Source organism: Aeromonas rivipollensis, assembly GCF_037811135.1.
Taxonomy (GTDB): Bacteria; Pseudomonadota; Gammaproteobacteria; order Enterobacterales; family Aeromonadaceae; genus Aeromonas; species Aeromonas rivipollensis.
Window position 1 is genome coordinate 2,375,970 of record NZ_CP149130.1, and the last position, 24,179, is coordinate 2,400,148.

Genomic DNA, 24,179 nt, shown 5'->3' on the forward strand with positions numbered 1-24,179 from the left:
TCGCCATCCCCTGGGCGCGCTCGTCGGCAGCCATCTGGGCTGAGGCTGGCCTTGCGCCAGATGCAAGAGGCAGCGGATCGCTGCATTAGCCTTCATAAAAAACGGGAGCCATATTGGCTCCCGTTGTCATTCCTTCCCTTGGGTCAGTGGCGACCGAAGGGCCACCAGGGCTTGTCGTTGTCCTGGATGTCGACCCGGGTCTCCTGCACCGCCCCCGGCTGGGCACCCTGCACCTTCACCAGGCTTACCTTGAACTGCTCGGTGGACTCCACGAACCAGTCATCCAGGATCAGCACCTTGATGGACTTGCTGCCCCCCTCGCCCGCGGCCCAGCTCACCGACTGGCCGAACCAGGGCAGGAAATCCAGCCCCCAGCGCGCCGTGATCCCCTCAAGGCCCAAGGTGGCACGGGCGGGCTTGCTGAGATCGCCACTGCGCACCAGGGGTATCTCGGCAAACCACTGCCCCTCGTTCACCGTCATGCTGGCTTGGGCCAGGGCGATGGTGGAGGACGCCAGCTTGTCCTTGATGGTCACCAGGGTCTGGTGTTGCTCCCCCAGGGTCGCGCCGCTGGCATCGAACAGCTCCAGGGTGAAGGTCTCGTCCCCCTCGTGCAGGGTGTCGCTCTTCACCGGAATGCTGATGGTCTGGCTGTCGCTCTGCCCTGCCGCCCAGTTCAGGGTACCGGTCAGTGGCGCCACGTCCTTGGCATCGGCACTGCCGTAGGCGATGCGGTAGCTGACGCTCGCCTCCCCATGGCTACCGTCCCGGCGCGCCACTGTCAGCGTGAGAGTGCTGCCCTCCTCTACGCTGGCGGCGGCGCCCTCGAGGCTCAAGACCCCGGCGGGCGGCAGCGGATACTGGATGGCCACCAGCACGGGATCATGATCCGAGGCGCTGAAGGGCCCCTCGGATTTCACCAGCTGGCCGCTGTACTTGCTGCCGTACTCGAAGAAGTTGCTCTCGGCGGAGTTGATGTGCCAATCCTCGATGCCGATCACCTTGGCCGCGAGGCTCGGATTTGCCAGGGCGTGATCCAGGTTGCCGAGCTCCCCCTCGTAGCTGTAGGAGTAGGTGTCGGTGCCGTGGAAGCGGGTGTTGAGGTTCACCAGACCATAGCCCTTGCCGAGGGCGCTGCCGCTCTCCTCATAGGGTTGGCCTGCCAGCGTGGTGAAGGAGGCGCTCAGGATCTGGCGCGTTTGTGCGGCCGGATCATAGTCGGTCAGCACCCGGATGGGATCCTCCATGCCGTAGGCGTTCAGATCCCCGATGAGCAGCAGATCCCCACTCACCCCCTTGAGGCGCTCCCCCAGCACCCTGGCGGCGGAGACCCGCAGGGCGTTGCAGTGGCCCTGACCATCCAGGGGATCGGCGGTCACGTAGTCGGGGTAATCCTCGAAGCAGGCGGAGCCCTTGGACTTGAGGTGGTTGACCACCAGGGTCAGGGGCGCATCCCCCTTGGGCGAGCTGAAACGCTGCACCAGCGACTCGCGCATCCCCTGGTTGATGGCTACCGGCTTGCCGCTGGCATCCACCGCCTCGGCCTGCTGCACCGGCAGCACTATGAGGCTGGCGGCCCCTTCTGGCGTCACGCTGGCGGGTCGGTAGATGAGGCCCACAGTGATGGCGTCGGTGCCTATGGGCTGGCCATCGGGGGAAGACACCCAGGCGTAGTGATCCGCCTCGTCCGGCTGGGCGGCGTTGAGGGCCGCCACCAGATTGGCGATGGCGGAGTTGTCGCCATAGCCGTTGTTCTCTATCTCCATCAGCCCCACCACGTCCGCATTGAGGCGGGTGATGGCGCTGACGATCTTGGTGCGCTGCAGCTCGAACTCAGGCACCGTCAGGGCGCCTCTGTTGCTGCCGGTGGGGTTGGCATCCCCGCCCACCACTGTGGTGAAGAAGTTGAGCACGTTGAAGCTCGCGACCCGCAGATCCCCTGCCTCGGCGAGCTCCGGGGTCTCTACCCGATCCCAGCCGCTGTGATCAATCTGGCTCGCGTCGATGCGGTTGCTGGCCACCAGCCTGAACAGGTTGTAGGAGTAGCCGAGCGCCCCCTCCAGCCCGTTGAGCCTGTCGCCGATACGCAGGTAACCATCCTCTGCGTTGAAGCCGGGATACCAGGGCAGCACGCCGTCCGGCGCCTTGGCGTCGGTCTCCACCACCAGTTGGTTTTGCTGGTTGCGCAGGGCCCAGTCGCTCGCCTCCTGGCTCAGGGCGGCAAACTTCTGGGTCGACTTGATGAGCGGCGCGCCATAGGCCAGCACCAGGTTGTTGCGCTTGCCGTCGTAGTCGAAGCTGAAGTTGCGGGTCACCACCAGACTGGAGCCGGGCACCAGCCGTACCTGCATCCCCTCGTGACGCTCCAGCAGCTGGCTCAGGCTCTCGCCTCCCACAGGTACCAGATCCACCGCCGGCAGCAAGGCCCCCACCGGCTGAGTCACCACCAACTGATCGGCACTGAGCTGGGTCTGGTTGAAATACTCTTTGACCTTGCCCGAGACGCACACCTCGGCCCCCGGCACCAGGGCGCCGTTGGCCTGGGTGCTGTGGATGAAGAGGCCGTCGGAGGTGGCCGGATCCCCGTCCCCCTGCGCGTCCTGAATGAAGAAACCCTTGTAGAGACCGCTCACTACCTGGGTTACCACGCCGCGGGTGGCATAAGCCTGTTCCGATTCAAACTTGCCGGCTGGCACCAGCGGGCTGCTGCTGCCCGGCCCCTGAATGGCGGGCACCGGCACCAGGCTGTCCACCGGGCAGACGAAAGCGGGCGGCTGGGTGCCATCGCAGGGAGCATCGCCGCTGCAGCCGAGACCACTGGCGTCATCCTTGGCGGCGGCCACATATTCCAGCGCCGGGTCGAAGGGGCCGGTCGCATCAGTGCGGCCCGTGGTGACGGTGGCCTTGCGGCGCAGGGTCATGTCCAGGGTCGAGACGCTGCCCGAGACCCAGGCCGTGCCCGGATCCACTCCCACCTGGCCGACGCTGTCTGCAATCTCGCTGCCGCGATAGAGCACCAGGGCATCGTCGCCGTTGAACACCAGGTTGCCGCTGGTCTGATTGGCCTTGGCCAGGATCTCGCCGCTGGCGGAGGGGTTGGCCAACACCAGACTGGCCCCCGGGGCCAGGGTGCCTTGCAGCGCCAGGCTGTTGGTGGGGGCATCGGTGAGGGGTTTGCCGTTGGCATAGAGCGCCAGCCGGTATTGGGAGAGATCGACGGGGTCCGAGCCGAGGTTGCTCAGCTCCACCGCCTTGTTGTTGCCAGAGCCTTCCAGGTATTCGCTGATCAGCAGTTGCGCCTGTGCCTGTCCTGAGAGCGCCAGCCCGACCGCGAGCGCCACCAGAGAGTGTCTTCCTGACATGGTCAGTTTCCTTTTTTTATGGGCAGATTATGTTATTGGCGCCCCGCGCAAGGCGGGCCGCAGCACCTTGTTACTGTCGAACTCGGCCAGCGGCCAAGATCGCGCCTACTCTGCCCCCTTAGCGACGGAGTCGCTGGGAGCTGGCTAACAATGCCAACAAATTGTTGCGTGCAGGTGACGAGCAATACCCGTATGGGCAGGTTATTTCGCTCCCGAAGGCGGGGCGACGGGTCTGCCGATATGTTCTGCCGCCTCTGTGTCGTCTCGGCGCACAAGGGAATGACAGACTCTGACACAGGGATACCAATCCGCATCTTGGCCGGGTGCGGCCGAGGGCGGCCATGGGGGCACGGCGGCCTTGGCAAGCCGGTCGGTGCAAGGCTGGGGGAATAACGGCAAGCGGGGAGAAGCGCCGGGAGAAATCGCCGCAAGGTTGGCGAGCCAATATTCCCCCTCGTCGGCAGGCAAATCCCATGGTCACAGTGAAAACGATGCCAAATGAAACAGGATTTTATCCTGACTGACTGGGGCAAGACGGTCAGGCCCTAAAAAAGAGGGGGGAGCATGCAGACGGCCATTGCTTTTTACCTCTTGAATGGCAATAGTTCTCACTTCTTTTTTTAGGCCCTATCCCCCCCGAGGTTTCACAAGATGTTTCGTCACCCCCTGGCAAAGTTGCTGCTGCTTGGTCAGCTCGCCCTGATGAGCTGGATGGCACAGGCCGCCGCCCCCGTTGAAGTGGAAGATGTGATGGGCCGCAAGGTCTCACTGAGCCTGCCTGCGAGCCGCATCGTGCTCGGTTTCTATCCCGAGGATTACCTGGCCGTGGCCGGTGAAGGGGGCGCCGATCGCCTGGTGGGCATGTCCCGCGGCTGGTTCGTCAAGTCCCGCCCCGCCATCTGGTCCCTCTATGTGGCCAGCCTGCCGCAGCTGGCCAAGGTGCCCGACCTTGGCAACGTGCAGGATCAGAGCTTCTCCATCGAGAAGACCCTGGCGGTCAAACCCGATCTGGTGATCCTGGCCCAGTGGCAATACGAGGCCCTGGCCCCGGATCTGCCGCGCCTCGAACAGGCAGGCATACCGGTGGTGGTGGTGGACTACAACGCCCAGACCCTGGCCCGACACATGGCGAGCACCCTGCTGCTTGGCAAGGTGACCGGCCAGGAGGCCCGTGCCCAGAAGATGGCCGACGAATACAAGGCCAAGATTGAGACCATCACTTCCCGGGTTGCCCAGGCGAAGCGCCAGCCGCCTCGCGTCTACATCGAGCTGGGGGACAAGGGCCCGGCCGAGTACAGCTACACCTATGGCAAGGACATGTGGGGCGCCATGGCCCTGCTGGCCGGGGGTGACAACGTCGCGGCCCCCTTCGTCGAACGCTGGGGCCCCATCCACCCTGAGCAACTGCTGGCGAGCAAACCCGAGGTGATCCTGATGGCGGGCTACGAGAGCGTGAGCAGCGCAGAGGCGATGCAGGTCGGTCAGGACGTCTCGGCCGAGACGGTGCGCCAGCGCCTGCAGGGTTTTGCCGCCCGTCCAGGCTGGAGCGAGTTGCCCGCCGTGCAGCAGGGTCGCCTCTATGCGGTCTATCACGGCGCCACCCGCAGCATCATGGATGCCGCCCTCATCGAGTTCATGGCCAAGGCACTCTACCCCGACTTGTTCCAGGATCTCGATCCCCTGGCCACCTATCAGGGCTTCTACCGCAGCTATCTGCCCATTCGTCCCCAGGGTACCTTTATGCTGGGTATCAAGTAATGGCAGGTTGAACCTGACGGGCCGGACTTTTCCGACCCGAGTCGGGAAAGTCCCTCTTCGTCATCCCTCTTCAACCCTTGCGGGCGCCCCTTGAGAGCGCCCGTTTCAGGATGGTTATCATGAATGATTTGGCTGCCCTGCAGCAGACCCTCACCCGCCAGCGACAACGGGAGCGCCGCCGCTGGCACTGGCTGGCGCTGCTCAGCCTGGTGCTGTGCATTACCCTGGTGCTCGACATCGCCACCGGCCCCTCCCTGCTGCCCCTTGGGGAAGTGATCGATGCCCTGCTCTCCCCCGCCCAGGCGGACTCCATGACCCGCACCATCGTCTTTGACATGCGCCTGCCCATCGCCCTGATGGCCCTGGTGGTCGGCGCCTCCCTCGGGCTTGGCGGCGTCCAGATGCAGACCCTGCTGGACAACCCCCTGGCCAGCCCCTACACCCTGGGGCTCGCGGCCGCGGCCGGGCTCGGCGCCGCACTGGCGCTCTATACCGGCGGTCTTGGGCTGCCGCCCCTGATTGCCATTCCGGCAGGTGCCTTCATCCTGTGCATGTTTGCCGCCAGCCTCTTGTTTGGTCTAGCCATGATGCGCAACATCAGCAGCCAGACCCTGATCCTGGCGGGCATAGCTCTGCTGTTCCTGTTCCAGTCCCTGCTCTCCCTGCTGCAGTTCCTCTCCTCCCCCGAGCTCAACCAGCAGATCATGTTCTGGCTGTTTGGCAGCCTGATGCGCACCACCTGGGATGCCCTGATCATCACGGCCGCCGTCACCCTGATCTGCACCCTGCTCATCTACCGTGACGCCTGGGCACTCACCAGCCTGCGTCTGGGGGAAGCCAGGGCACGCAGCCTCGGAGTCAACGTGGACAGGTTGCGCATGAAGACTCTGATCCTGGTCGCCCTGCTCACCGCCACTGCCACCAGCTTCGTCGGCATCATCGGCTTCGTCGGCCTGGTGGCCCCCCACATAGCCCGCATGCTGGTGGGGGAAGATCAGCGCTTCCTGATCCCGCTGTCGGCCCTGTGCGGCGCCTGCATGCTGTCGGCGGCTTCGGTGCTCTCCAAGTCCATCATTCCGGGGGCCCTCTTTCCCATCGGCATAGTCACTGCGCTCATTGGCGTGCCCTTCTTCATCTGGCTGATCCTCGGCAGGGGGCGTAAACGTGCTTGAAATATCCCGACTCTCCCTCTCCCTCGGCCAGCAGACCCTGCTGCGGGAGCTCGATCTCACCCTGCACCCGGGTCAGGTCCATGTGATCATCGGCCCGAACGGGACCGGCAAGACCTCGCTGCTGCGCGCCCTCTTTGGGGAATTGACCCCGGCTGCCGGCGAGATCCGTCTGGGGGGCCAGAGCGCCCGCCAGATGACTCAGGCCAAGTGGCGCCAGCAATTTGGCTACATGCCCCAGAACATCCAGTTGGAGCTGGATCTCAGCGTCATCGAAGTGGTGGTGCTGGGGCGCCTCGACAGCCTCTCCATGCGCCTGGCGGACGAGGACATACTGGCGGCCGGTCGCGCCCTGCAGGCCCTTGGCATCGCCCATCTGGCGGATCGCCCCCTCTACTCCTTAAGCGGCGGCCAGCGGCAGATGGTGCTGTTCGCCCAGGTGCTGCTGCGCGACCCCCGCATCATGATGCTGGACGAGCCGGTCAGTGCCCTGGACTTGCACCACCAGATGCAACTGATGGAGCACCTCTGCCAGCAGACCCGGGAGCAGCAGTGGATCACCCTGGTGGTGCTGCACGATCTCAACCTGGCGGCCCAGTTTGCCGATCAGCTGATCGTGCTGGCGGGGGACGATCTGCAAGCCTTCGGCCCCCCCGCCCAGGTGCTCGACGCCGACCTCATCGAGCGCCTCTATCAGGTGCCGGTGCAGATAAGCCACGATCAGAGCGGCATCCCCTTCCTTCGTACCCTGCGAAGACAATGATGACGAGACTTCCCATGACAGCGCCTGCGGCCTGGCCCGCAACAGGCACCCTGGTGCGCGCAAGATGAACGGCGCCTCCTACTGGCGGGACTGGCAGGGCATGAGCCCGGCCGCCCGCCTGCTCATCATCAATGGCCTGGCGTTCAACCTCGGCTTCTACATGATGCTGCCCTTCCTCGCCCAGCACATGGGCAGCGGACTTGGCCTCGCCGGCTGGGCCTGCGGCCTGGTCATGGGGATGCGGGTCTTCAGCCAGCAGGGGCTTTTCCTCTTGGGGGGGACCCTCGGTGATCGCATCGGCTATCACCCTGCCATCGTCTGGGGTTGCCTGGTGCGATCGGCCGGCTTCCTGCTGCTGGGCTGGGCCGAGTCCCTGCCCATACTGCTGCTGGCGGCGGCCCTGACCGGCTTTGCCGGGGCCCTGTTCACCCCCTGCGCCCAGGCCTATCTGGCGAGCGAATGCGGCACCCCGAGCCAGCGCCAGCGCGCCTTCGCCCTGCACAATCTCGCCAGCCAGGCGGGCATGCTGCTCGGCCCCCTGGTCGGCCTGACGTTGACCCAACAGAGCTATGCCCTGACGGGTATTCTGGCGGCTAGCCTGTTCGCCCTGCTGGGGGTACTGCAGTATCGGGTGCTGCCCAAACGCCCGGTAGCCAACCAGAGCCCGCGCGGCGCCATACTGCGCCAATGGCGGGACATCCTGCGCCAGCGTCCCTTTATGATGTTCACCCTGCTGGCGGGCAGCTATCAGATCCTGTTCCACCAACTCTATCTGGCCCTGCCTGCCCATATCCAGAGCCTGCCGGACGCCACCCAGCTGCTCGGCGGCGTCTTCACCCTCTCGGCGGTGATCGGCGTCCTGCTCCAGCTGCCGGCATCCCGCCTGGTGGAGCGCCGCCTGGGAGTGCCGCTCGCCATGGGGCTCGGCATAGGGCTGATGGGACTGAGCTATCTGGCTCTGCCCCTGCTGGCCCCCTGGCCGACGGCAGGGGTATTGGCGCAGGTGGCCCTGCTCTCCTTGGGCTCCATCCTCTGCTTCCCGCTTTTTGCCGCCCAGCTACCCCGCTACGCGCCCCCCGACCAGCTCGCCAGCTACTACGGCTTCTATGCCAGCGCCGGGGGCTGCATGGCGCTTTTTGGCAACCTGCTGATAGGCGTCATGCTGGGGGACGCGGGCGCCCGCCCCACCACCGCCATCTGGCTGCTGCTGGCCCTCACCGGACTGCTGGCCGGGTTTAGCCTCTATACCCAACTGCGCAAGGATGGTCAGCCACAACCCGCTACCCATCAATAAACAGGGCGGCCAAGGCCGCCCTGTTTTTGTCTCCTGTTATCTCTCCCCTGATGTCCAACGTATAGGGGCATGAAGCATTACAAGCATGTTCGGATATGCCTCATGCTAAAGTGGTGGCAGAATGGAGGGATTGATTGTAAATGACTGAGAAAGTGCGGTAATGGTTATTTGGTTAAAAATTTTTCTTACTCCATAGCTTGCGCCCGAACAGGCTTCAATAATATGTTAAAAGCACTGTCATTTGATTGCTTAAGAAATTAATAAAAATGTGTCTAATTAATGGATGAACAAGCTATGGATATTTTCCAAACATATGGCAAAGAAATAATTGCTTTAATAGTTCCCTTCGTCACTTGGTTTCTGAATGTTGGCATCAAAGCTAGAGCAAAGTTGATTTGGGCAAGTCCACATTCATTTTCTTTTCTTGTGCCAGAACCATTACGTGATGCTAATGGAATTGAGGTAAGTTCAAAACAATTAGTCAACACCGCATCAATTAAAATAATTAATATAGGTAGAGAGACTGCAAATAAAGTTGAACTTGTATTTAATTATAAGCCACAGTTTTTAAACCTCTGGCCAGTAAGACACTTTGAGCAGAGAAGTGCGGATGATGGTCGTCACTCCCTTATATTTGAAAATTTGTCTCCAAAAGAAGAGATTGGTCTTGAAATCATGGCGATAAACGGTGAACTTCCTCATGTGCTACTTGTAAGATGTGCAGAATGCACTGCAAAAAATGTATCAATAGTTTGGTTTAGACATGTCGAGCAATGGAAGATAAAGACTGGACAGTTTTTAATGATGGCTGGACTCGGCAGTCTTGTATATATTCTAATTACTTTAGTCCAGTATCTCGTACTTAAAACGCCAAGTTAGGCTTAAACTTAATATGGGGGAGTTAAAAGCTAACTAATTTTTATTCGGCTAGCTACTCCAATTAAAATAAATCATGTTCATAAGAACATGGTGGAACTCCCCGTTATTCTCCATTTTCTAATAAATACTCTATCCCAAGGCCTTAGTTCGATTATCGAAGATTAATCGGACATTCGAGATAGAAATAAAAAGGACGCCATCAGGCGTCCTTGAAAACAGAATCGGGTCAGCCCCCTAGACGCAGCGCCAGCCGGATCGCCAGGGGGATCACCAGCACCGAGAGCGCATTGCCACCCCGCACTATGCTTGCCACCTTGTCGGGCTGGCACTGGTACTGCTCACAGAGCAAGTCACTCAATACCGCCTGTCTGCCCCCCCGATCCCCCTCTAAGCCCAGTCAGCCTTGAGTTTGTCCCACGAGATCCCACTCGCTTTCGGCTGCTCCCGTTTTTTTCATTCTCGGTGGCCGGTTACAGTTCAGCTTTGGATAAAGGCCAGCAGGTCGGCGTTGATCTGGTCGGGATGGGTGGTGCACATGCCGTGGGGAAGGCCCGGGTAGACCTTGAGCGTGCCTGTGCGAACGAGCTTGGCGCTGAGCAAGGCAGAGTCGGCGATCGGCACTATCTGGTCGTCGTCGCCATGCATGATCAGCACCGGCACATCGATCGCCTTGAGGTCCTCGGTAAAATCGGTCTCGGAAAACGCCTTGATGCAGTCATAGTGCGCCTTGGCACCACCCGCCATGCCTTGCCGCCACCAGTTCTGGATGACGCCCTGACTCAGCTGCGCGCCAGGCCGATTAAAACCGTAGAAAGGACCGCTCGGCACGTCGAGGTAGAATTGTGCGCGGTTGTCGATCAGCGCCTTGCGGAAGCCATCGAACACCGCAATCGGCAGCCCTCCCGGGTTCTTCCCGGACTGGACCATGATCGGTGGCACCGCGCCGATCAATACCGCCTTGGCGACGCGGCCGGCACCATGCCGGGCGATGTAACGCGCGACTTCGCCACCGCCGGTGGAGTGGCCGATATGCACCGCGTTCTTCAGGTTGAGGTGCTGCGCGAGCGCGGCCACGTCGGCGGCATAAGTATCCATCTCATTACCGGTGTCTGTCTGGGTTGAGCGTCCATGACCGCGACGGTCGTGGGCGATGACGCGGTAACCCTTGGCGAGGAAAAACAGCATCTGCGCATCCCAATCGTCCGAACTCAACGGCCAGCCGTGGTGGAACACGATGGGCTGACCGCGGCCCCAGTCTTTGTAGAAAATCTGCGTGCCATCATCCGTGGTGATGTAGCTGCTCATGCTATCCGTTCCTTCCTGTTGGGGTGAATGGGGATTGCGCCGTATGCGGCCGGAATATCACTCCCGGAACTCTTTTGCACGGGTAGCTGGGGCGATATGCTTGCCTTGGCAGGAGATCGGACACGCCATTCGGTGATGGTTTACCCCCTGGGTACCGAACGGCAGTCATCTGGTGAACTCGTGATGCACGACATCGTCAGATCTTGATGTCAGGTCGTGGACAAGCATATGCACGGAGTGGCGCCTCTGCCATCAGCCGCTGGATCGAATGTGGTGGAACCCAGAAGGGGCGATGGGAGGCCAATAACCTGACGGACGGCGATCCATCCCCGGAGCGCGCCGGTAGACAAGGCCCGGGTTGATAACCCCGGTTCAGGAGCATGGTCGGGGCCGCAGGTTCGATGAGCATGATTGGGTGTGCGCTACAGGCAGCAAAACGGCGGGTCTCCCCGCCGTTGCTATCGATGCCAACCTTGTACCACCGCAGGCCGCTGCACATAGAAGGAGGCGCTATCGCCGTCCTGACCAGCAGCGTCCCCTTAGGCGCGGCTCGAACATGGTGTCCGGCTCAGAGCTCCCGGGCGGCGCGCCCCATCAGCACAACAGGGTCAAGGGTGACCTCCAGGGTGCCGTTGCTGACCCAGAGCTGGCCGTCCGAGATGGTGCAGGTGAGGTGCATGGTGCGCTCCACCATGGCGGTCAGGGGCAGGGTCTGGCTGTCGGAGAGCTCGATCACGGTCAGGTTGTCATGCTGACTCAGCTTGCCCTGGTTCTGTTTCCACCAGACGCTGGTGCCACGACCACCGTAGAGATAGAGCACCACCTGGCGGGAGCGGTTGCATGCCTTCTTGAGGCGCTTCTCGTCGGGCTGGCCGAGTTCAATCCAGAGCTCGATCTCGTCGGAATAGTTCTTGCGCCAGAGCTCGGGCTCGTCGTCCGCCGAGAGCCCCTTGGTGAACTCCAGTCGCTCGGCGGCGTGCCAGGCGAAGGCCGCCAGCCGGATCATCATCCGCTCGTCGGTCTCGGAGGGGTGGCGGGCCAGGGTGAGGGAGACATCTTGATACAGATGGCGGTCCATGTCGGACAGACTGAGTTGGGCCTTGAATACGGTTGCCTTGAGAGCCATAGAAACCTTGATACCTTGAAGGGGCGAACGCGCCGGAAAACTGCGCGACAGTGTAATCAAAATTGGCGCCGGGTTCGACCATATTGACCACAGTTTTCCCCCGCTGCGCCTGGATAAATGCGTTAAAAGACACATAAAACAAATGCCAGTCCGAGGACTGGCATTTGACGGCATTAACGAGAGTGACTCACTTCTCGGCGGACTTGACCCCGAAGGCATTGAGCAGCAGGCAGCAGGTCACTGCCACGGCCACGAAGCCGCTCAGGAAGATAAAGGGCATGGCCCCGTATCCCAATATGTTCCAGATGGTTTGTTCAAGCAGACTCATAGTGTGTCCTTCATCCAGTGAAATGGGTGTCCCTTTGGTGACGGGGTAGTCCCCGTTCCTGATAAGGCTATTTGACCTCAACCGGCGCCTGAGTCCTATGCCACCAAAGTAATAAATGGGGCACCAGTTTGCGCCAGATCAATGATTTGGCCCCTGATGTGCCGCTTTTTTGCCCATGCCAGCGAGAGTTCTCCCCTTCCCTCCCCCCGCTCAGACAAAAAAAGCGAGGCGACCCCGGGGTCGCCTCGCGTCTCTTCCTGGCTGCTCGCCGCTGATCAGTAGAAGTGCGGATCAGTAGAAGCGCTGCTGCTCCGCCGCCATCGCCTTGAGCCGGGCACAGGGGGCGAACCTATCGCCGTGACGCTTCTGGTAGTGCTCGAGGCGCCCCACCAAATGATCGATGCCGAGGCTGTCCATGTAGCGGAAGGGGCCGCCGAGGAAGGGCGGGAAGCCGATGCCGAAGATGGCACCGATGTCGCCGTCACGGGGCGAGGCCACCACGCCGCTGTCGAGCGCCATGGCCGCTTCGTTGAGCATCAGCAGCACGCAGCGCTCGGCGATCTCCTGGCGGGCCAGCTTGGGCGACACCTTGACCCCGAGCACGGCGTAGACGCTCTCGTCCACCGTCTTCTTGCCCTCCTTGCCGGTGAGGCGGTTGCGCGGCGCCGCCTTGCCGTAGAGGTAGAAGCCCTTGCCGTTCTTGCGCCCCTTGCGATCGTCTTGCAGCAGCTTGTCAAAGGCCTTGGGGGCCTGGAACTGCTCGCCGCCGAGCTCTCTCTCGAGGATGGGGGAGATCTTGGCCCCCACGTCTATGCCGACCTCATCGAGCAAGGTGATGGGGCCCACCGGGAAGCCGAAGTCCAGCAGGGCACTGTCCAGCACCTCCACCGGCTCCCCTTCCAGCACCAGGCGCGCCGCCTCGTTCATGTAGGGAGCCAGGATGCGGTTCACGTAGAAACCGGCCTCGTCTTTGACCACGATAGGGGTCTTGCCCTGGGCACGGGCAAACGCCAGGGTGGTGGCCACCGTCTCGGCACTGGTGCCGGCGTGGGGGATGATTTCGGCCAGCGGCATCTTGTCCACCGGGCTGAAGTAGTGCAGCCCCACCACCCGCTCAGGATGGGCGGCATTGGCCGCTATCTGGTGGATGGGCAGGGAGGAGGTGTTGGAGGCAAAGACGGTGTGTTCACCGCACTCGCGCTCCACGTCCGCCACCATCTGGTGCTTGAGGGCGAGATCCTCGAACACCGCCTCCACCACCATGTCCACCCGGTGGAAGCCGGCGTAGTCCAGGGTGCCGGTGAGCAGGCTCATCTGCTTCTCCAGCTCGCTGCGCAGCAGTTGGCGGCGCTTGAGCTTTTTGGCCAGCAGGTCATAGCTGTAGCGCATGGCGTTGCCGATGCCAGCGCTCCCTACGTCCTTGATCCGCACCGGTACCCCGGCCTTGGTGGCGGTGACGAAGGCGATGCCGCCCCCCATCAGGCCTCCGCCCAGCACGGCGGCATGGGCCACCTTGCGCGGCTCGGCCCCCTGATAGCTGACCTCTTTCTTCATCTCTGTGGTGGCGAAGAAAATTGAGCGCAGGGCGGCGGATTCCGCCGTCATCACCAGCTCGCCGAAGTGGCGGGACTCGGCGGCGAGGCCGGCCTGCATCCCCTCCTCCACGCCGATGCGCACCACCTCGAGGATCCGTTCAGGGGCCGGGTAGTTGCCACGGGTCTTGGCCTTGACTCCCTTGCGGGCCTGATCGAACAGCACCTTGCGACCCAGGGCATTGGTCTCCAGCACCTTGGCTTGCAGATCCCGCTTCAGCTGATGGCGGGGCTTGCCCTTCTTCGCCAACTTGATGGCGGCCTCCAGCAGTATGGAAGGGGGCACCACATCGTCCACCAGTCCCAGTTTTTTGGCCTGCTTGGCCCTGACCTGCTTGCCGGTCAGCATCAGATCCAGCGCCTTGGCCACCCCGATGAGGCGCGGCAGGCGTTGGGTACCGCCGGAGCCCGGCAGCAGGCCGAGCTGCACTTCCGGCAGGCCCAGCACCGTCTTGCCGTGTTCGGTCACCACCCGGCCATGGCAGGCGAGCGCCAGCTCCAGCCCGCCGCCGAGGCAGGGGCCGTGAATGGCGGCGATCACGGGTATGGTCAGTGCCTCGATCTCGGCGAAGACCACCTGCCCCTCCCGCGACAGCGTCTCGGCGTCACGGGCGCTGGTGCAGGCGGCCAGCATGCTGATGTCGGCCCCGGCGATGAAGGAGTCCTTCTTGCCGGAGGCGATCACCAGACCGATCAGATCGCGGTTCCCTTTTATCTCGGCCAGCACGGAGCGGATCTCGTCTGCGAAGGCGGCCTTCAGGGTGTTCATGCTCTCACCGGGCACATCCATGGTGAGGATGCCGATGCCGTCTTTGCGAATATCCAGTGAAAAAGTCTTAGCACTCATCATTCAACCTCCAGCACCATGGCCACACCCAGCCCACCCGCCGCACAGGCGGTGTTGAGCCCCAGTCCCCCACCCCGACGCCGCAGCTCGTGCAGGGTCTGGGTGATCATGCGCGCCCCTGTGGCGGCAAAGGGGTGGCCATAGGCCAGGGAGCCGCCGAGGACGTTGAACTTGTCCATGTCCACCTCGCCGATGGCCTGATCCCGGCCCAGTTTGTCTCGGGCGAATTCGGCGCTGGCAAACATCTTGAGGTTGGCCAGGGTCTGGGCGGCAAAGGCTTCGTGCATGTCGATGAGGGTCAGATCGGCTAGCGTGATGCCGGCGCGGTCCAGCGCCAGCGGCGTGGCATAGGAGGGACCCATCAGCATGTCCTGCCAGACATCGATGGCGGAAAACGCAAAGCTGCGGATGTAACCCAGCGGCTCCAGCCCCAACTCTTTCGCCCGCCCTTCGCGCATCAGCAGCACGGCGGCGGCGCCGTCGGTGAGCGGGGTGGCGTTGGCGGCGGTGACGGAGCCATGCAGCCGGTCAAACACCGGCTTGAGCTTGGCGTAGCTCGCCAGATCGGAGCTTTCACGGATGTTGTTGTCTCGCTCCAGCGGCGACTTGTAGGGGGGCACGTGGGCGGTGAACACCTCGCCACTGAGCTTGCCCTCGGCCCAGGCCTGCGCCGCCAGGGTATGGGAGCGGTGCGCCAGGGCGTCCTGCGCCTCGCGGCTGATCTGGTGGCTCTTGGCCATCTGCTCGGCGGTCTGCCCCATGGAGAGACCGGTGGAGTACTCGGCCACCGCGGGCGGCACCGGCATCAAGTCTTTCAAGCGCAGACGACGCAGAATATTGAAACGCTGCTGCAGATTGCGCGCCTTGTTGAGATCCACCAGGGCGCGGGCCAGGGTCTTGCTCACCCCTATGGGGAGCACGGAAGAGGAGTCGGCGCCGCCTGCAATGGCGATGTCGACAGTGCCGGCCATGATGGATTCGGTGACGTTGGCCACCGCCTGGAAACTGGTGGCGCAGGCGCGGGAGACACTATAGGCATCGGTGCTGACGCTCATGCCGGTGCCGAGCACTATCTCGCGGGCGATGTTGGGGGCTTCCGGCATCTGGACCACCTGGCCGAACACCAGCTGGTCGATAAGCTTGGGGTCGAGATCGGTGCGGGCGAGCATCTCGCTCACCACCAGTTTGCCGAGATCCACCGCGGGCACGCCGTGGAAGGCCGTGGCCTGCTTGGCAAAGGGGGTTCGCAGACCCGCCACGACGGCAATCCGTTCGCCCTGGCGAGTCGTCAGTTTCAATGGCTGTTTCATCCTGGCTCCTTGGTTAAACGAGAAGATTAAAAGGAAGAGGTCTGACCTCATTGCGCCACATCTTAACAATCCACTCACAACTTTCATACAGCTGATTGAAACTAAATTGCCACCATCTTGCCACCCTCCCTCGCCCTTGGGGGCCAACTGGAGTATAAAAAGATCAACTTCTATGAAAACAACGGGTTCATTACATGGCAGCGGCCGAATTCAGAGCGCTTGGGGACTATCTTGGCAGTCAGATCCTGGGACAGGGCTCCCTCATCGAGGGGCTGCTGATCGCCTTGCTATGTGAAGGACATGTGTTGATCGAGGGCGCCCCCGGCCTTGCCAAGACCCGGGCCGTCAAGGCGCTGGCCGGCGCCGTCGAGGGGCGCTTCGCCCGCATCCAGTTCACCCCCGACCTGCTCCCTGCCGATCTCACCGGCAGCGAGGTGTTTCACCCCCAGGATGCCAGCTTCGTGTTCCAGCCCGGCCCCCTGTTCAACCACCTGGTGCTGGCGGACGAGATCAACCGGGCCCCGGCCAAGGTGCAGTCCGCCCTGCTGGAGGCCATGGCCGAGCACCAGATCACCGTGGGCAAGAAGAGCTGGCGCCTGCCGCCGCTCTTTATGGTGGCGGCGACCCAGAACCCCATAGAGCAGGAGGGCACCTATCCCCTGCCGGAGGCCCAGCTCGATCGCTTCCTGCTCAAACTCATGGTGGATTACCCCAGCCCCGCCATGGAGCTCGCCATCTTGCAGCTCAACGCCGGGGGCGAACAGCTGCCGCCGCCCCCCGTGACCCTGAGCCAGACCGCCTTGATCTCGGCCCGCAGCGCGGTACAGGCGGTGCAGATGCAGAGCCGGCTCGAGCACTATCTGGTGCAACTGATCTGCGCCACCCGCCGCGGCAGCGGCCTCTGCCCCGAGCTGGAGCCCCTCATTGCGGTGGGTGCCAGCCCCAGGGCCAGCATAGGCCTGGCCCGCGCCGCCCGCGCCCGGGCCTGGCTCGCTGGGCGGGATTTCGTGCTGCCGGAGGATATCCAGCAACTGGCGCCGGCCATACTGCGTCATCGCCTCATCCCCAGCTATCAGGCCCTGGCGGACAATCTCGACAACGATACCCTGATCGCCCGTCTGCTGGATGCCATTCCATGTCCCTGACAGCCCGCCGTTCATCGCCACCGCTTAATCTTCAGCTATCAGGCCCTGGCGGACAATCTCGACAACGACACCCTGATCGCCTGCCTGCTGGATCTTATTCCATGTCCCTGATGATCGGTGCCCATGACCAGATCCGCTGATCCTCGCGCCCATCCCGACATCGCCCTGCCCCTGGCCCAGTTGCTGGCCATCCGGCTGTGGGCGAGACAGGGTCAGCGGGCGCGCATTCACCAGGCACGTCAAGGACGACTCGGGCGACAGCCGGGTCTGCATTTTCGTGAGCTGCGCCTCTATCAGGCCGGGGACGAGGTGCGCCACATCGACTGGCGGGTCACCGCCCGCCTCGGGCGCCCCCACACCCGGCTGTATGCCGAGGAGCAGGAGCAGGCTCACTGGCTGCTGCTGGACCTCTCCCCCGCCATGTATTTCGGCTCGGGCCCCCAGCTCAAGGCCCGCCTCGGCTGCGAACTCGCCGCCGCCCTGCTCTGGCAGGGGGAGAAGCAGGCAAACACCCTGGTCTGCCACGGGATCGAGACCCGGCACGAATCTCAGCGTGACTCCCTGATCCCCCTGCTGGAGGCGCTCTGTCACCACTATGAGGCGGGGCTGGATCGCGCCCCCCTGGCCAACTCCCTGGCCCAGACCCTGGCGCGCCTCAGCCTGCCCCATGGCGCCAGACTGACGCTGATCAGCCACCATCAGCCCCTTGATCAGGGGCTCAGCCAGCAGTTGCAACGCCTCGGCCAGCGCCACGACATCCACTATTGGCAGATCCGAGATCCCCTGGAGGCGGCCCTGCCCGAGCAGGGGCAACTGGCGGTGCAATCGGGCAAGCGCAGCGGCTGGCTCGACGCCGGACAGACCCTCTTTCGCCAGCGCTACCAGGAGGCGGCAAGGCAGCAGGCCGACGCCTGCCAGCAGCAGCTGTTGCCCCTGGTGCAGCGCCTCTACCGCCTCGACAACGGCTTGCCCCTGCAACGCCAGTGGCAGGAGGCTGGATGCCGTCTGTTCTGAGCGCAGCCCAAAGCGCCTCTCTCCAGCCCCCGCCTGGGGAGATCTCCTCGCTGACGCGGCTTCAGGAGATCCAGGGACAGCTTCGCGACATCCATCCGGGCCCTCCCCTGGAGAGCGCGAGCGATCCCCGTCTGCTGGCCTGGGGCTGGCTGCTGATCGCCCTGCTCGCCGCCTTGCTGATCGGGGCCACGATAAACACCCTGTGGCGCCAGCGCCGCTGGGCACGCCAGATAGACTGGCAGGCCGCCGATCTGGTGCCTGGCCTGCACGCCGCCCTGAGAGAGGCGGCCATCGCCCGCTGGCCAGAGGCGCGTTCCCTGCAAGGGGATGAGTGGCTCGCCTGGCTCGACCGCCGGGGGGGCAGCCATTTTGGCGAGTTCGCCCGCCAGTGGCCGGGCTGGCTCTATGGCTCAGACACGCCGGATGAGGCGCAGCGGGCGCGGCTGCGCCTTGCCTACCTCAACTGGGGGCGCCGCTGCGTCAGTGCACCGTGCTGGATGGCGCGCCCTGTGCTGTGGCGCCGCACCCGCAGCGGAGGGGCCAGATGATCCTCGCCTGGCCCTGGTTTGCCCTCGCCCTGGCATTGCCGCTGCTGGTGCGCTTCGGACTGCCACAGCTCTCCCGCACGGGCCGCGACAGGCTGGCCCATGCCGGCTTCCCCCTGCTGCTGCCCCAGGCCGGTCAGCCTTTGTGGCGCATGGCCCTGTGCTGGTGCGCCCTGGTACTGGCCCTGTGCCGCCCCCAGTGGCAGGAGGCTCCCCTCATTCACTACCAGGCCAGCCGGGACCTCATCCTGGCGGTGGATCTCTCCGACAGCATGCGCACTCAGGACATGCTGGATGAGGGGGAGCAGCGCGATCGCCTCTCTGCGGTGCGCCAGCAGATAGCGCACCTCATCGGCGAGCGCCCAGGCGATCGCATCGCCCTCATCGTCTTTGCGGATCACGCCTACCTGCTCTCCCCCCTGACCCAGGAGACCCGGGCCCTGCTGGCACTGACCCGCGAGCTCGATTTCGATCTGGTGGGGCGCACCACTGCGCTCGGCGAGGCCATACTGCTGGCCCGCCAGCACGCCGACCCCGCCCGTCCCACCGCCCTGCTGCTGATCACCGATGGGCGCAACACCGCGGGCAACGCAGAGCCCCTGACCGAAGCCAGACGGGCCGCCGCCGCAGGCATCCGCCTCTATACCCTGGGGGTGGGAGCCGATCCCGACACCTTTGCCTCCCCCCTGGGAGGGGCAGATCCCAGCGCCGAGCTGGATGAACCCTTGTTGCAGCAACTGGCCGAGCTTGGCCATGGCCGCTATTTTCGCACCCGCAGCCAGGCCGATCTCTCGGCCATCAATCAGGCCATAGACACCCTGGAGCCGGCCGCCCGCCCGCAGACCCTCTATCGTCCCCACCATGAGCTCTACCCCTGGCCCCTGGCGCTGGCCTGGCTGCTGCTGGTGTGGCCGGCCCGACTGCGCTGGCCGGTGCGGCGAGCGGGCAGAAAAGCTCCGGAGCCGCCCCATGAATAAGTGGCTAAAGGGAGCGTCATCATGGAGCTGATGCTGCTGCGCCCGCTCTGGCTGCTGGCCCTGTTGCCCTGGCTGTGGCAGGGGTGGCGCCGCCGTCGGCAGCGCCCCTTGCTGGCCCCCGCCATGCAGGCCTATCTGTTGCCGACCCGGGGCAGGGCAATTCCCTGGCTCTGGCTGGCCACACTGCCGGTGATCCTGGCTCTCGCGGGCCCCGCCCTGCGCCAGCAGAGCCAGACCGTCAGCAGCCCGGCCCTCGACATCTGGTTGCTGGATCTCTCAAGCTCCATGCAGGCTAGGGATCTGCCCCCGGATCGGGCGACCCGGGTGCGCTTGCTGCTTCAGGACATGCTGGCCGAGGCGGCGGCCCGGCAGGCCCCCCACCCCCTCGGACTCATCCTGTTTGCCGGGGATGCCTACCTCGCCATGCCCCCCACCCGGGATCATCAGGCCATCTCGCTGCTGCTGCCGGACTTGCGCCCGGCCATCATGCCGCTTCAGGGCAGCGCGCCGGAGCGGGCCGTGGCGCTGGCCCTGGCACAGATCCCCCCGGGCCAGCAGGCACGCCTGCTGCTCATCACAGACGGCCTATCTGACAGCCAGATGGCGCGCATCGCCGCCCTCTGGCCCTGTCTGGATAGCCTCTTCTGCCCGCAGTCGTCGTCCCCCCGACTCGACATCCTGCTGGCCAATGCCGGCGAGCGCGCTGTGCTGCCCCCGCCCCCCGCCGAGGGGTGGCAACTCGGCAGCACCCTGGGGCAGACTCTGCCGGCACCGGACGGCGCAGCCATGGCGGATCTCGCGGCCAGCACAGGGGGAAGGCTGCAATGGCTGCAGGCCGGGCTCCCCACCTTTACCCCCCTGCCCATGAGCCAGACCCAGACCGGGGTCCAGTCCCTCGATCTCGGCCCCTGGTTGCTGCTCCCTCTGCTGCCCCTGGCGCTGCTGGCCCGCATAGGCGCGCACTGGTTGCTGCTGCTCATGGTGGTGATACTCCCCCCGATCCCCCTGCAGGCGGCGCCCGCCCCCTGGTTGCCCGCCAAGGAGGCGCCGGGTTGGCAAGCCTTCTCCCAGGGGCGCTATCAGGAGGCGGCCCGCGCCTTCCAGGACCCCGTCTGGCAGGGCAATGCCTGGTACAGGGCCGGTGACTATGCCAGGGCCGTCGCCGCCTATGGCCGCGCCGACAGCGCCACCGCCCACTACAACAGGGGCAATGCGCTGGTGTGGCTCGGGGATCTCATGGGGGCCGAGCAGGCCTACCTGGCCGCCCTCAAGCGGGAGCCCGGGCATCGGGACGCCCTCTATAACCTGGCGTTGCTGCGGGCCAGCCCCCCACAGACGACCCCTGCTGCCCAGGCCCCCGAGACCGGCGAGCCACCCGAGCCCTCTGCCGCCTCGGACAACCCCCGCCCCCCGGCGCCCCCCGTGCTCTTGCTGGAGCAGCGGCTGCGCAAGGAGGCCGAGCGCCGTCCCCTTCTCAAGGTGGAGGAGCCCTGGTGATCCCCTGGCTGCGTTCACTCATCCGGTTGATGAAGGGGCAAAGCGGCGGGTGGCTGCTCGCCATGCTGCTGGCCACCCAGGCGCAGGCCGCTCCCCCTCGCGCCGAGCTGCTGGCGGGGGAGAGCGATCGCGACTGGCTGCTCGTCATCGAAGCCGACGGGGAGCTCAAGGGCGACGAGCTCAGCCTGCTCCCCCTGCTGCGCCAGTTTGCGGTGGGTCGGGTCAGCATCAGCCGCGTCAACACCCAGGTGAGCAGCCTGATCCGCTGGCAGATCCCGCTTCACCTGCTGGAGACCAGCCCCCGCCAGGTGCCGCCTCTGTCACTCGGCGTCGAGCAGACGCCCGCGCTACCTATTCCGATGCGCCCCCGGACGGGCACCCTGACGCCGCAGCCGGAGGCACGTCCCGCCCCCGTTGAGCTGCAGGCCAGGGTGCTGCATCAGGGCCCCCTCTACCCGGGGCAACCCTTCATCTATGAGCTGAACCTCTGGCTGCCCGCCAACATGGAGGCCCCCAACCTCGGCGAGCCCCTCGGTCAAGGCTTCACCATACGCCGCCTCGGCGACGATCGCTGGGAGTCCCCCGCCAGCCCCGGCATGCCCGGGCGCCTGATCCGCAAATGGCTGCTGCAGGCCAGGGAGCCCGGGCTGCATCCCCTGGAGTCCCCCCGCTTCCAGGGTCGATTGCCCCAGGACCCGGACACCGTCACGCAAAGCGACGCAGGGGATCTGCTCTCCGCCAGGGCTGCCACCCTCTTCGTCAAGGTGGACAAGGCACCGGTGGAGCCGGTGGCGAGCAGCCTGGTCCTGCGCCAGCAGTTCAGTCCGGCCAGGGGGGCCAAAGTCGGGGAGCCGGTGATCCGCACCCTCACCCTGGTGATGGAGGGGGGGGATGGCAACCGCCTGCCACAGATCCCGGCCCCGGCATTGCCGCAGGGTCTTTCGATGAAACCGGACGGCGAGCAGCAGCAGGAGCGTTTCGTGGCCAAGGGGGCGCTGCGCTTCGAGCGCCAGTGGCGCCAGGCCCTGACCGCCGAAGCCGCGGGCAGCTATACCCTGCCCGCCGTGACCCTCTCCTGGTTCAACACCAGTACCGGGCGCATCGAGCAGGCCCAGCTGCCGGCGCAGACCCTGCACATCGAGGGCGACGCCGCCCCTTCCGATCCCGCCAAAGCGCCCGGCGCAGAGAGCCTCCTCTGGGTGCTATGGGCGCTGCTGCTGCGCGCCCTGTGGCAAGGCGGGCCGCGCTGGCTCGCCTTCTATCGGCTGCAACGGGCCCTGGCGACCCGGGAGCCTGATCTGGCCAGGTGGGCCTTGCTGACCTGGGCTGGGCTGCGTTTGGGGCAGCCTTGCCAACACCTGGCCAGCCTGCCCTGCCATGGCGATCCCGCCATGGGCACGCTACTCGATGATCTGGACAGGGCCTGTTTTGCCGCCTCCGGCGCCGCCGGCCAAGGGGTCGACTGGCAGGGGCTGGCCCGGGCGCTGTGCGCCAGGGAGACTTTTGCGATAGCCTATGTCCTCAGAAAACTGGCGTGGGCACGTCCTTGACGCCTGCGCCAAACCACTCATGAAAAAGGAATCGCATTCATGACGTTAGGTTTTTTTAGAAAAAAAAAGGCGGGAACGGGAAAGGATCCCTCGGCCACCCCGGTCTATGGAGATATGGCAGACAAACAAACGAAATACGAGGCCCTGGTGCATGCCCTGCACGGGGACATCTACCGCTACGCCTACTGGCTGTGCCGGGACCCGCAAGTCGCCGAGGATCTGGTGCAGGAGACCTTCCTGCGGGCATGGAAGGCTATCGACTCCCTGATCGATGACAAGGCCGCCAAGGCCTGGCTCATCACCATATTGCGGCGGGAAAATGCCCGGCGCTTCGAGCGCAAGCAGTTCGATCTCGTCGATCTCGACGAGCATCCCCAAAGCGATCAGGATGCGCTGCACAGCGAGCAGGAGATGGAGCACGAGTGGCTTAGGCGCCACATAGCCCGCCTGCCCGCCGAATATCAGGAGCCCCTGCTGCTGCAGGTGCTGGGGGGGTTCAGCGGCGAGGAGATCGCCGCCCAGCTCGGCCTGAACAAGAACACCGTCATGACGCGGCTGTTCCGGGCTCGCAACCAGATCAAAGAGGCCATGGAGGCTGCGGTACAACAGAGAGGTCACACCAATGGATGAGCTTGAATTTCGCCGCCGGGCCATCACCCATCCCTCGGACAGGGATCCTGCCTTCCTCGCCGCGGCGGAGGCGTCTGTCGCCAATCGCAAGCACCTGGACGAGATGAAGCAGCTCGATCGCAGCCTGCAACGGGCGATGGAAGTCGAGGTGCCCGCCGGTCTCGCCGAGCGGATCTTGCTCCGCCAGGCGATGGAAGCGAGTGACGATGTGGTGGTGCCACTGCCCTCCCCGGCCAAAGGCACCGGCTGGCGCCCCCTCGCCATGGCGGCATCGGTCGCCTTCCTGCTCGGCATCAGTACCCGCTGGATCAGCTGGCCACCGGCATCGGAGCCGCTGTCGCTGGCCCAGGTAGCCATGGCCCACGTCTATGGGGAGGAGCCCTTCATCCAGGGGGTGGATGAGAAGGTGAGCCTGCAGACCATCAACGCCAAGATGGAAAAATATGGCGCCATCCTGATGGGCATGCCCGGCATGAAGATCACCTATGTCAATCACTGTGCCTTTTATCAGGGGCCGGCCCTGCACATGGTGATCCAGGGCAAGATGGGCCCGGTCACCCTGTTCCTGGTGCCCAAGCATGTGCCACTCACTATCCAGCCCGATTTTGCAGACGGCACCCTCAAGGGGGAAATACTCCCGCTCAAGGGGGCAAACATGGTGTTGATTGGAGACATGCAGGAGTCATTGGCCCCGGTTGCGAAGCAGCTTGAGTCACGCCTGCACTGGTCAATTTAACAGATCTTGACTGGGGCTGACCTGGTCCCGGCTACCTCCATATCACAGGCAGACACCGTCGTTGTCTGCCTGTTCATCTCAGAATCCCGACAACTTCCCGCTTGATACCCACCTGAAGTCACATTTTTACACTTTTTTTTGAACGATTCAAAAGGAGCCAATTGTGTGTTATTTATCCAATAATGGATAAAAAAGACTATTTAAACGGCAAGTTAAAACAAATGATTAACACAATGGAAACTTTTATGTATTCTGCTGTCACTGGTCTGATTTCTTACCTCCTACCAGATCCATAGAATCACGCCAGAAGTGAATGGGAAGAAGCTGACATAACAACAGATCTTGTCGTCTA

Annotated in this window: 19 protein-coding genes and 1 pseudogene; 13 read left to right on the forward strand and 7 right to left on the reverse strand. The window is 63.9% G+C overall.

The features are described from left to right. Positions 1 to 143: 143 nt before the first annotated feature. On the reverse strand, positions 144 to 3,362 hold the full coding sequence (locus WIR04_RS10795; RefSeq protein WP_338886805.1) for an ExeM/NucH family extracellular endonuclease: 3,219 nt from the start codon (positions 3,360 to 3,362) through the stop codon (positions 144 to 146). Positions 3,363 to 4,013: 651 nt separating this feature from the next. Here WIR04_RS10795 and WIR04_RS10800 point away from each other — a divergent pair. The 5 genes from WIR04_RS10800 (at position 4,014) to WIR04_RS10820 (ending at position 9,225) form a co-directional block, all read left to right on the forward strand. Then, positions 4,014 to 5,120, forward strand: coding sequence for an ABC transporter substrate-binding protein (locus tag WIR04_RS10800; protein WP_338886806.1), 1,107 nt, complete (start codon positions 4,014 to 4,016; stop codon positions 5,118 to 5,120). A gap of 119 nt (positions 5,121 to 5,239) precedes the next feature. Continuing rightward, entirely contained in the window at positions 5,240 to 6,292 is a 1,053-nt protein-coding gene (locus WIR04_RS10805; protein ID WP_338886808.1) for an iron ABC transporter permease, read from the forward strand. Further along, on the forward strand, positions 6,285 to 7,052 hold the full coding sequence (locus WIR04_RS10810; RefSeq protein WP_338886810.1) for an ABC transporter ATP-binding protein: 768 nt from the start codon (positions 6,285 to 6,287) through the stop codon (positions 7,050 to 7,052). The genes WIR04_RS10805 and WIR04_RS10810 overlap by 8 nt, the downstream gene beginning before the upstream one ends. A 64-nt stretch (positions 7,053 to 7,116) precedes the next feature. Further along, positions 7,117 to 8,346 (forward strand): MFS transporter, encoded by a 1,230-nt coding sequence (locus tag WIR04_RS10815; protein WP_338886812.1) that lies wholly within the window; start codon positions 7,117 to 7,119, stop codon positions 8,344 to 8,346. A gap of 279 nt (positions 8,347 to 8,625) precedes the next feature. After that, the gene (locus WIR04_RS10820; protein WP_338886814.1) at positions 8,626 to 9,225 is read left to right on the forward strand and encodes a hypothetical protein; all 600 of its coding nucleotides are present in this window, start codon (positions 8,626 to 8,628) and stop codon (positions 9,223 to 9,225) included. Positions 9,226 to 9,451: 226 nt separating this feature from the next. Here WIR04_RS10820 and WIR04_RS10825 read toward each other — a convergent pair. From WIR04_RS10825 to fadI, 6 genes and pseudogenes are all read right to left on the reverse strand, one after another. Further along, positions 9,452 to 9,589 (reverse strand): annotated as a pseudogene (locus WIR04_RS10825) (AEC family transporter); the annotation flags it as partial. A 113-nt stretch (positions 9,590 to 9,702) separates the two neighbouring features. Further along, complete coding sequence (locus WIR04_RS10830; protein ID WP_338886816.1) at positions 9,703 to 10,530, reverse strand: alpha/beta hydrolase; 828 nt, start codon at positions 10,528 to 10,530, stop codon at positions 9,703 to 9,705. A 568-nt stretch (positions 10,531 to 11,098) separates the two neighbouring features. Continuing rightward, a complete protein-coding gene (locus WIR04_RS10835; RefSeq protein ID WP_025326907.1) occupies positions 11,099 to 11,656 on the reverse strand; it encodes a YaeQ family protein in 558 nt (185 codons plus the stop codon). Positions 11,657 to 11,843: 187 nt separating this feature from the next. Further along, complete coding sequence (locus tag WIR04_RS10840; RefSeq protein WP_005325161.1) at positions 11,844 to 11,984, reverse strand: TIGR02808 family protein; 141 nt, start codon at positions 11,982 to 11,984, stop codon at positions 11,844 to 11,846. A gap of 291 nt (positions 11,985 to 12,275) precedes the next feature. Beyond that, complete coding sequence (gene fadJ / locus WIR04_RS10845; protein WP_338886818.1) at positions 12,276 to 14,423, reverse strand: fatty acid oxidation complex subunit alpha FadJ; 2,148 nt, start codon at positions 14,421 to 14,423, stop codon at positions 12,276 to 12,278. Next, positions 14,423 to 15,733: an acetyl-CoA C-acyltransferase FadI gene (fadI, locus tag WIR04_RS10850; protein WP_005325159.1), complete on the reverse strand. Its 1,311-nt coding sequence runs from the start codon at positions 15,731 to 15,733 to the stop codon at positions 14,423 to 14,425. Before fadI ends, fadJ begins: the two co-directional genes overlap by 1 nt. Positions 15,734 to 15,927: 194 nt before the next feature. On the opposite strand from fadI, the gene WIR04_RS10855 reads away from it, so the two are divergent. From WIR04_RS10855 to WIR04_RS10895, 8 genes are all read left to right on the forward strand, one after another. After that, entirely contained in the window at positions 15,928 to 16,878 is a 951-nt protein-coding gene (locus tag WIR04_RS10855) for an AAA family ATPase (protein ID WP_338886819.1), read from the forward strand. A gap of 123 nt (positions 16,879 to 17,001) precedes the next feature. Continuing rightward, positions 17,002 to 17,892 (forward strand): DUF58 domain-containing protein, encoded by an 891-nt coding sequence (locus WIR04_RS10865; protein ID WP_338886821.1) that lies wholly within the window; start codon positions 17,002 to 17,004, stop codon positions 17,890 to 17,892. Continuing rightward, complete coding sequence (locus WIR04_RS10870; RefSeq protein WP_338886823.1) at positions 17,877 to 18,440, forward strand: DUF4381 family protein; 564 nt, start codon at positions 17,877 to 17,879, stop codon at positions 18,438 to 18,440. Before WIR04_RS10865 ends, WIR04_RS10870 begins: the two co-directional genes overlap by 16 nt. Beyond that, a complete protein-coding gene (locus tag WIR04_RS10875; RefSeq protein WP_338886825.1) occupies positions 18,437 to 19,414 on the forward strand; it encodes a VWA domain-containing protein in 978 nt (325 codons plus the stop codon). Before WIR04_RS10870 ends, WIR04_RS10875 begins: the two co-directional genes overlap by 4 nt. A gap of 21 nt (positions 19,415 to 19,435) precedes the next feature. Next, positions 19,436 to 20,911 carry a VWA domain-containing protein gene (locus WIR04_RS10880; RefSeq protein WP_338886827.1) on the forward strand — a complete coding sequence of 492 codons (1,476 nt, stop codon included), beginning with the start codon at positions 19,436 to 19,438 and terminating at the stop codon, positions 20,909 to 20,911. Positions 20,912 to 20,940: 29 nt separating this feature from the next. Continuing rightward, on the forward strand, positions 20,941 to 22,461 hold the full coding sequence (locus WIR04_RS10885; protein ID WP_338892538.1) for a hypothetical protein: 1,521 nt from the start codon (positions 20,941 to 20,943) through the stop codon (positions 22,459 to 22,461). Between the two features lie 39 nt (positions 22,462 to 22,500). Further along, a complete protein-coding gene (locus tag WIR04_RS10890) occupies positions 22,501 to 23,091 on the forward strand; it encodes a sigma-70 family RNA polymerase sigma factor (protein WP_338886829.1) in 591 nt (196 codons plus the stop codon). Next, positions 23,084 to 23,827, forward strand: a complete 744-nt coding sequence (locus WIR04_RS10895) for a DUF3379 domain-containing protein (protein WP_338886831.1) — start codon at positions 23,084 to 23,086, stop codon at positions 23,825 to 23,827. Before WIR04_RS10890 ends, WIR04_RS10895 begins: the two co-directional genes overlap by 8 nt. Positions 23,828 to 24,179 lie beyond the last annotated feature (352 nt).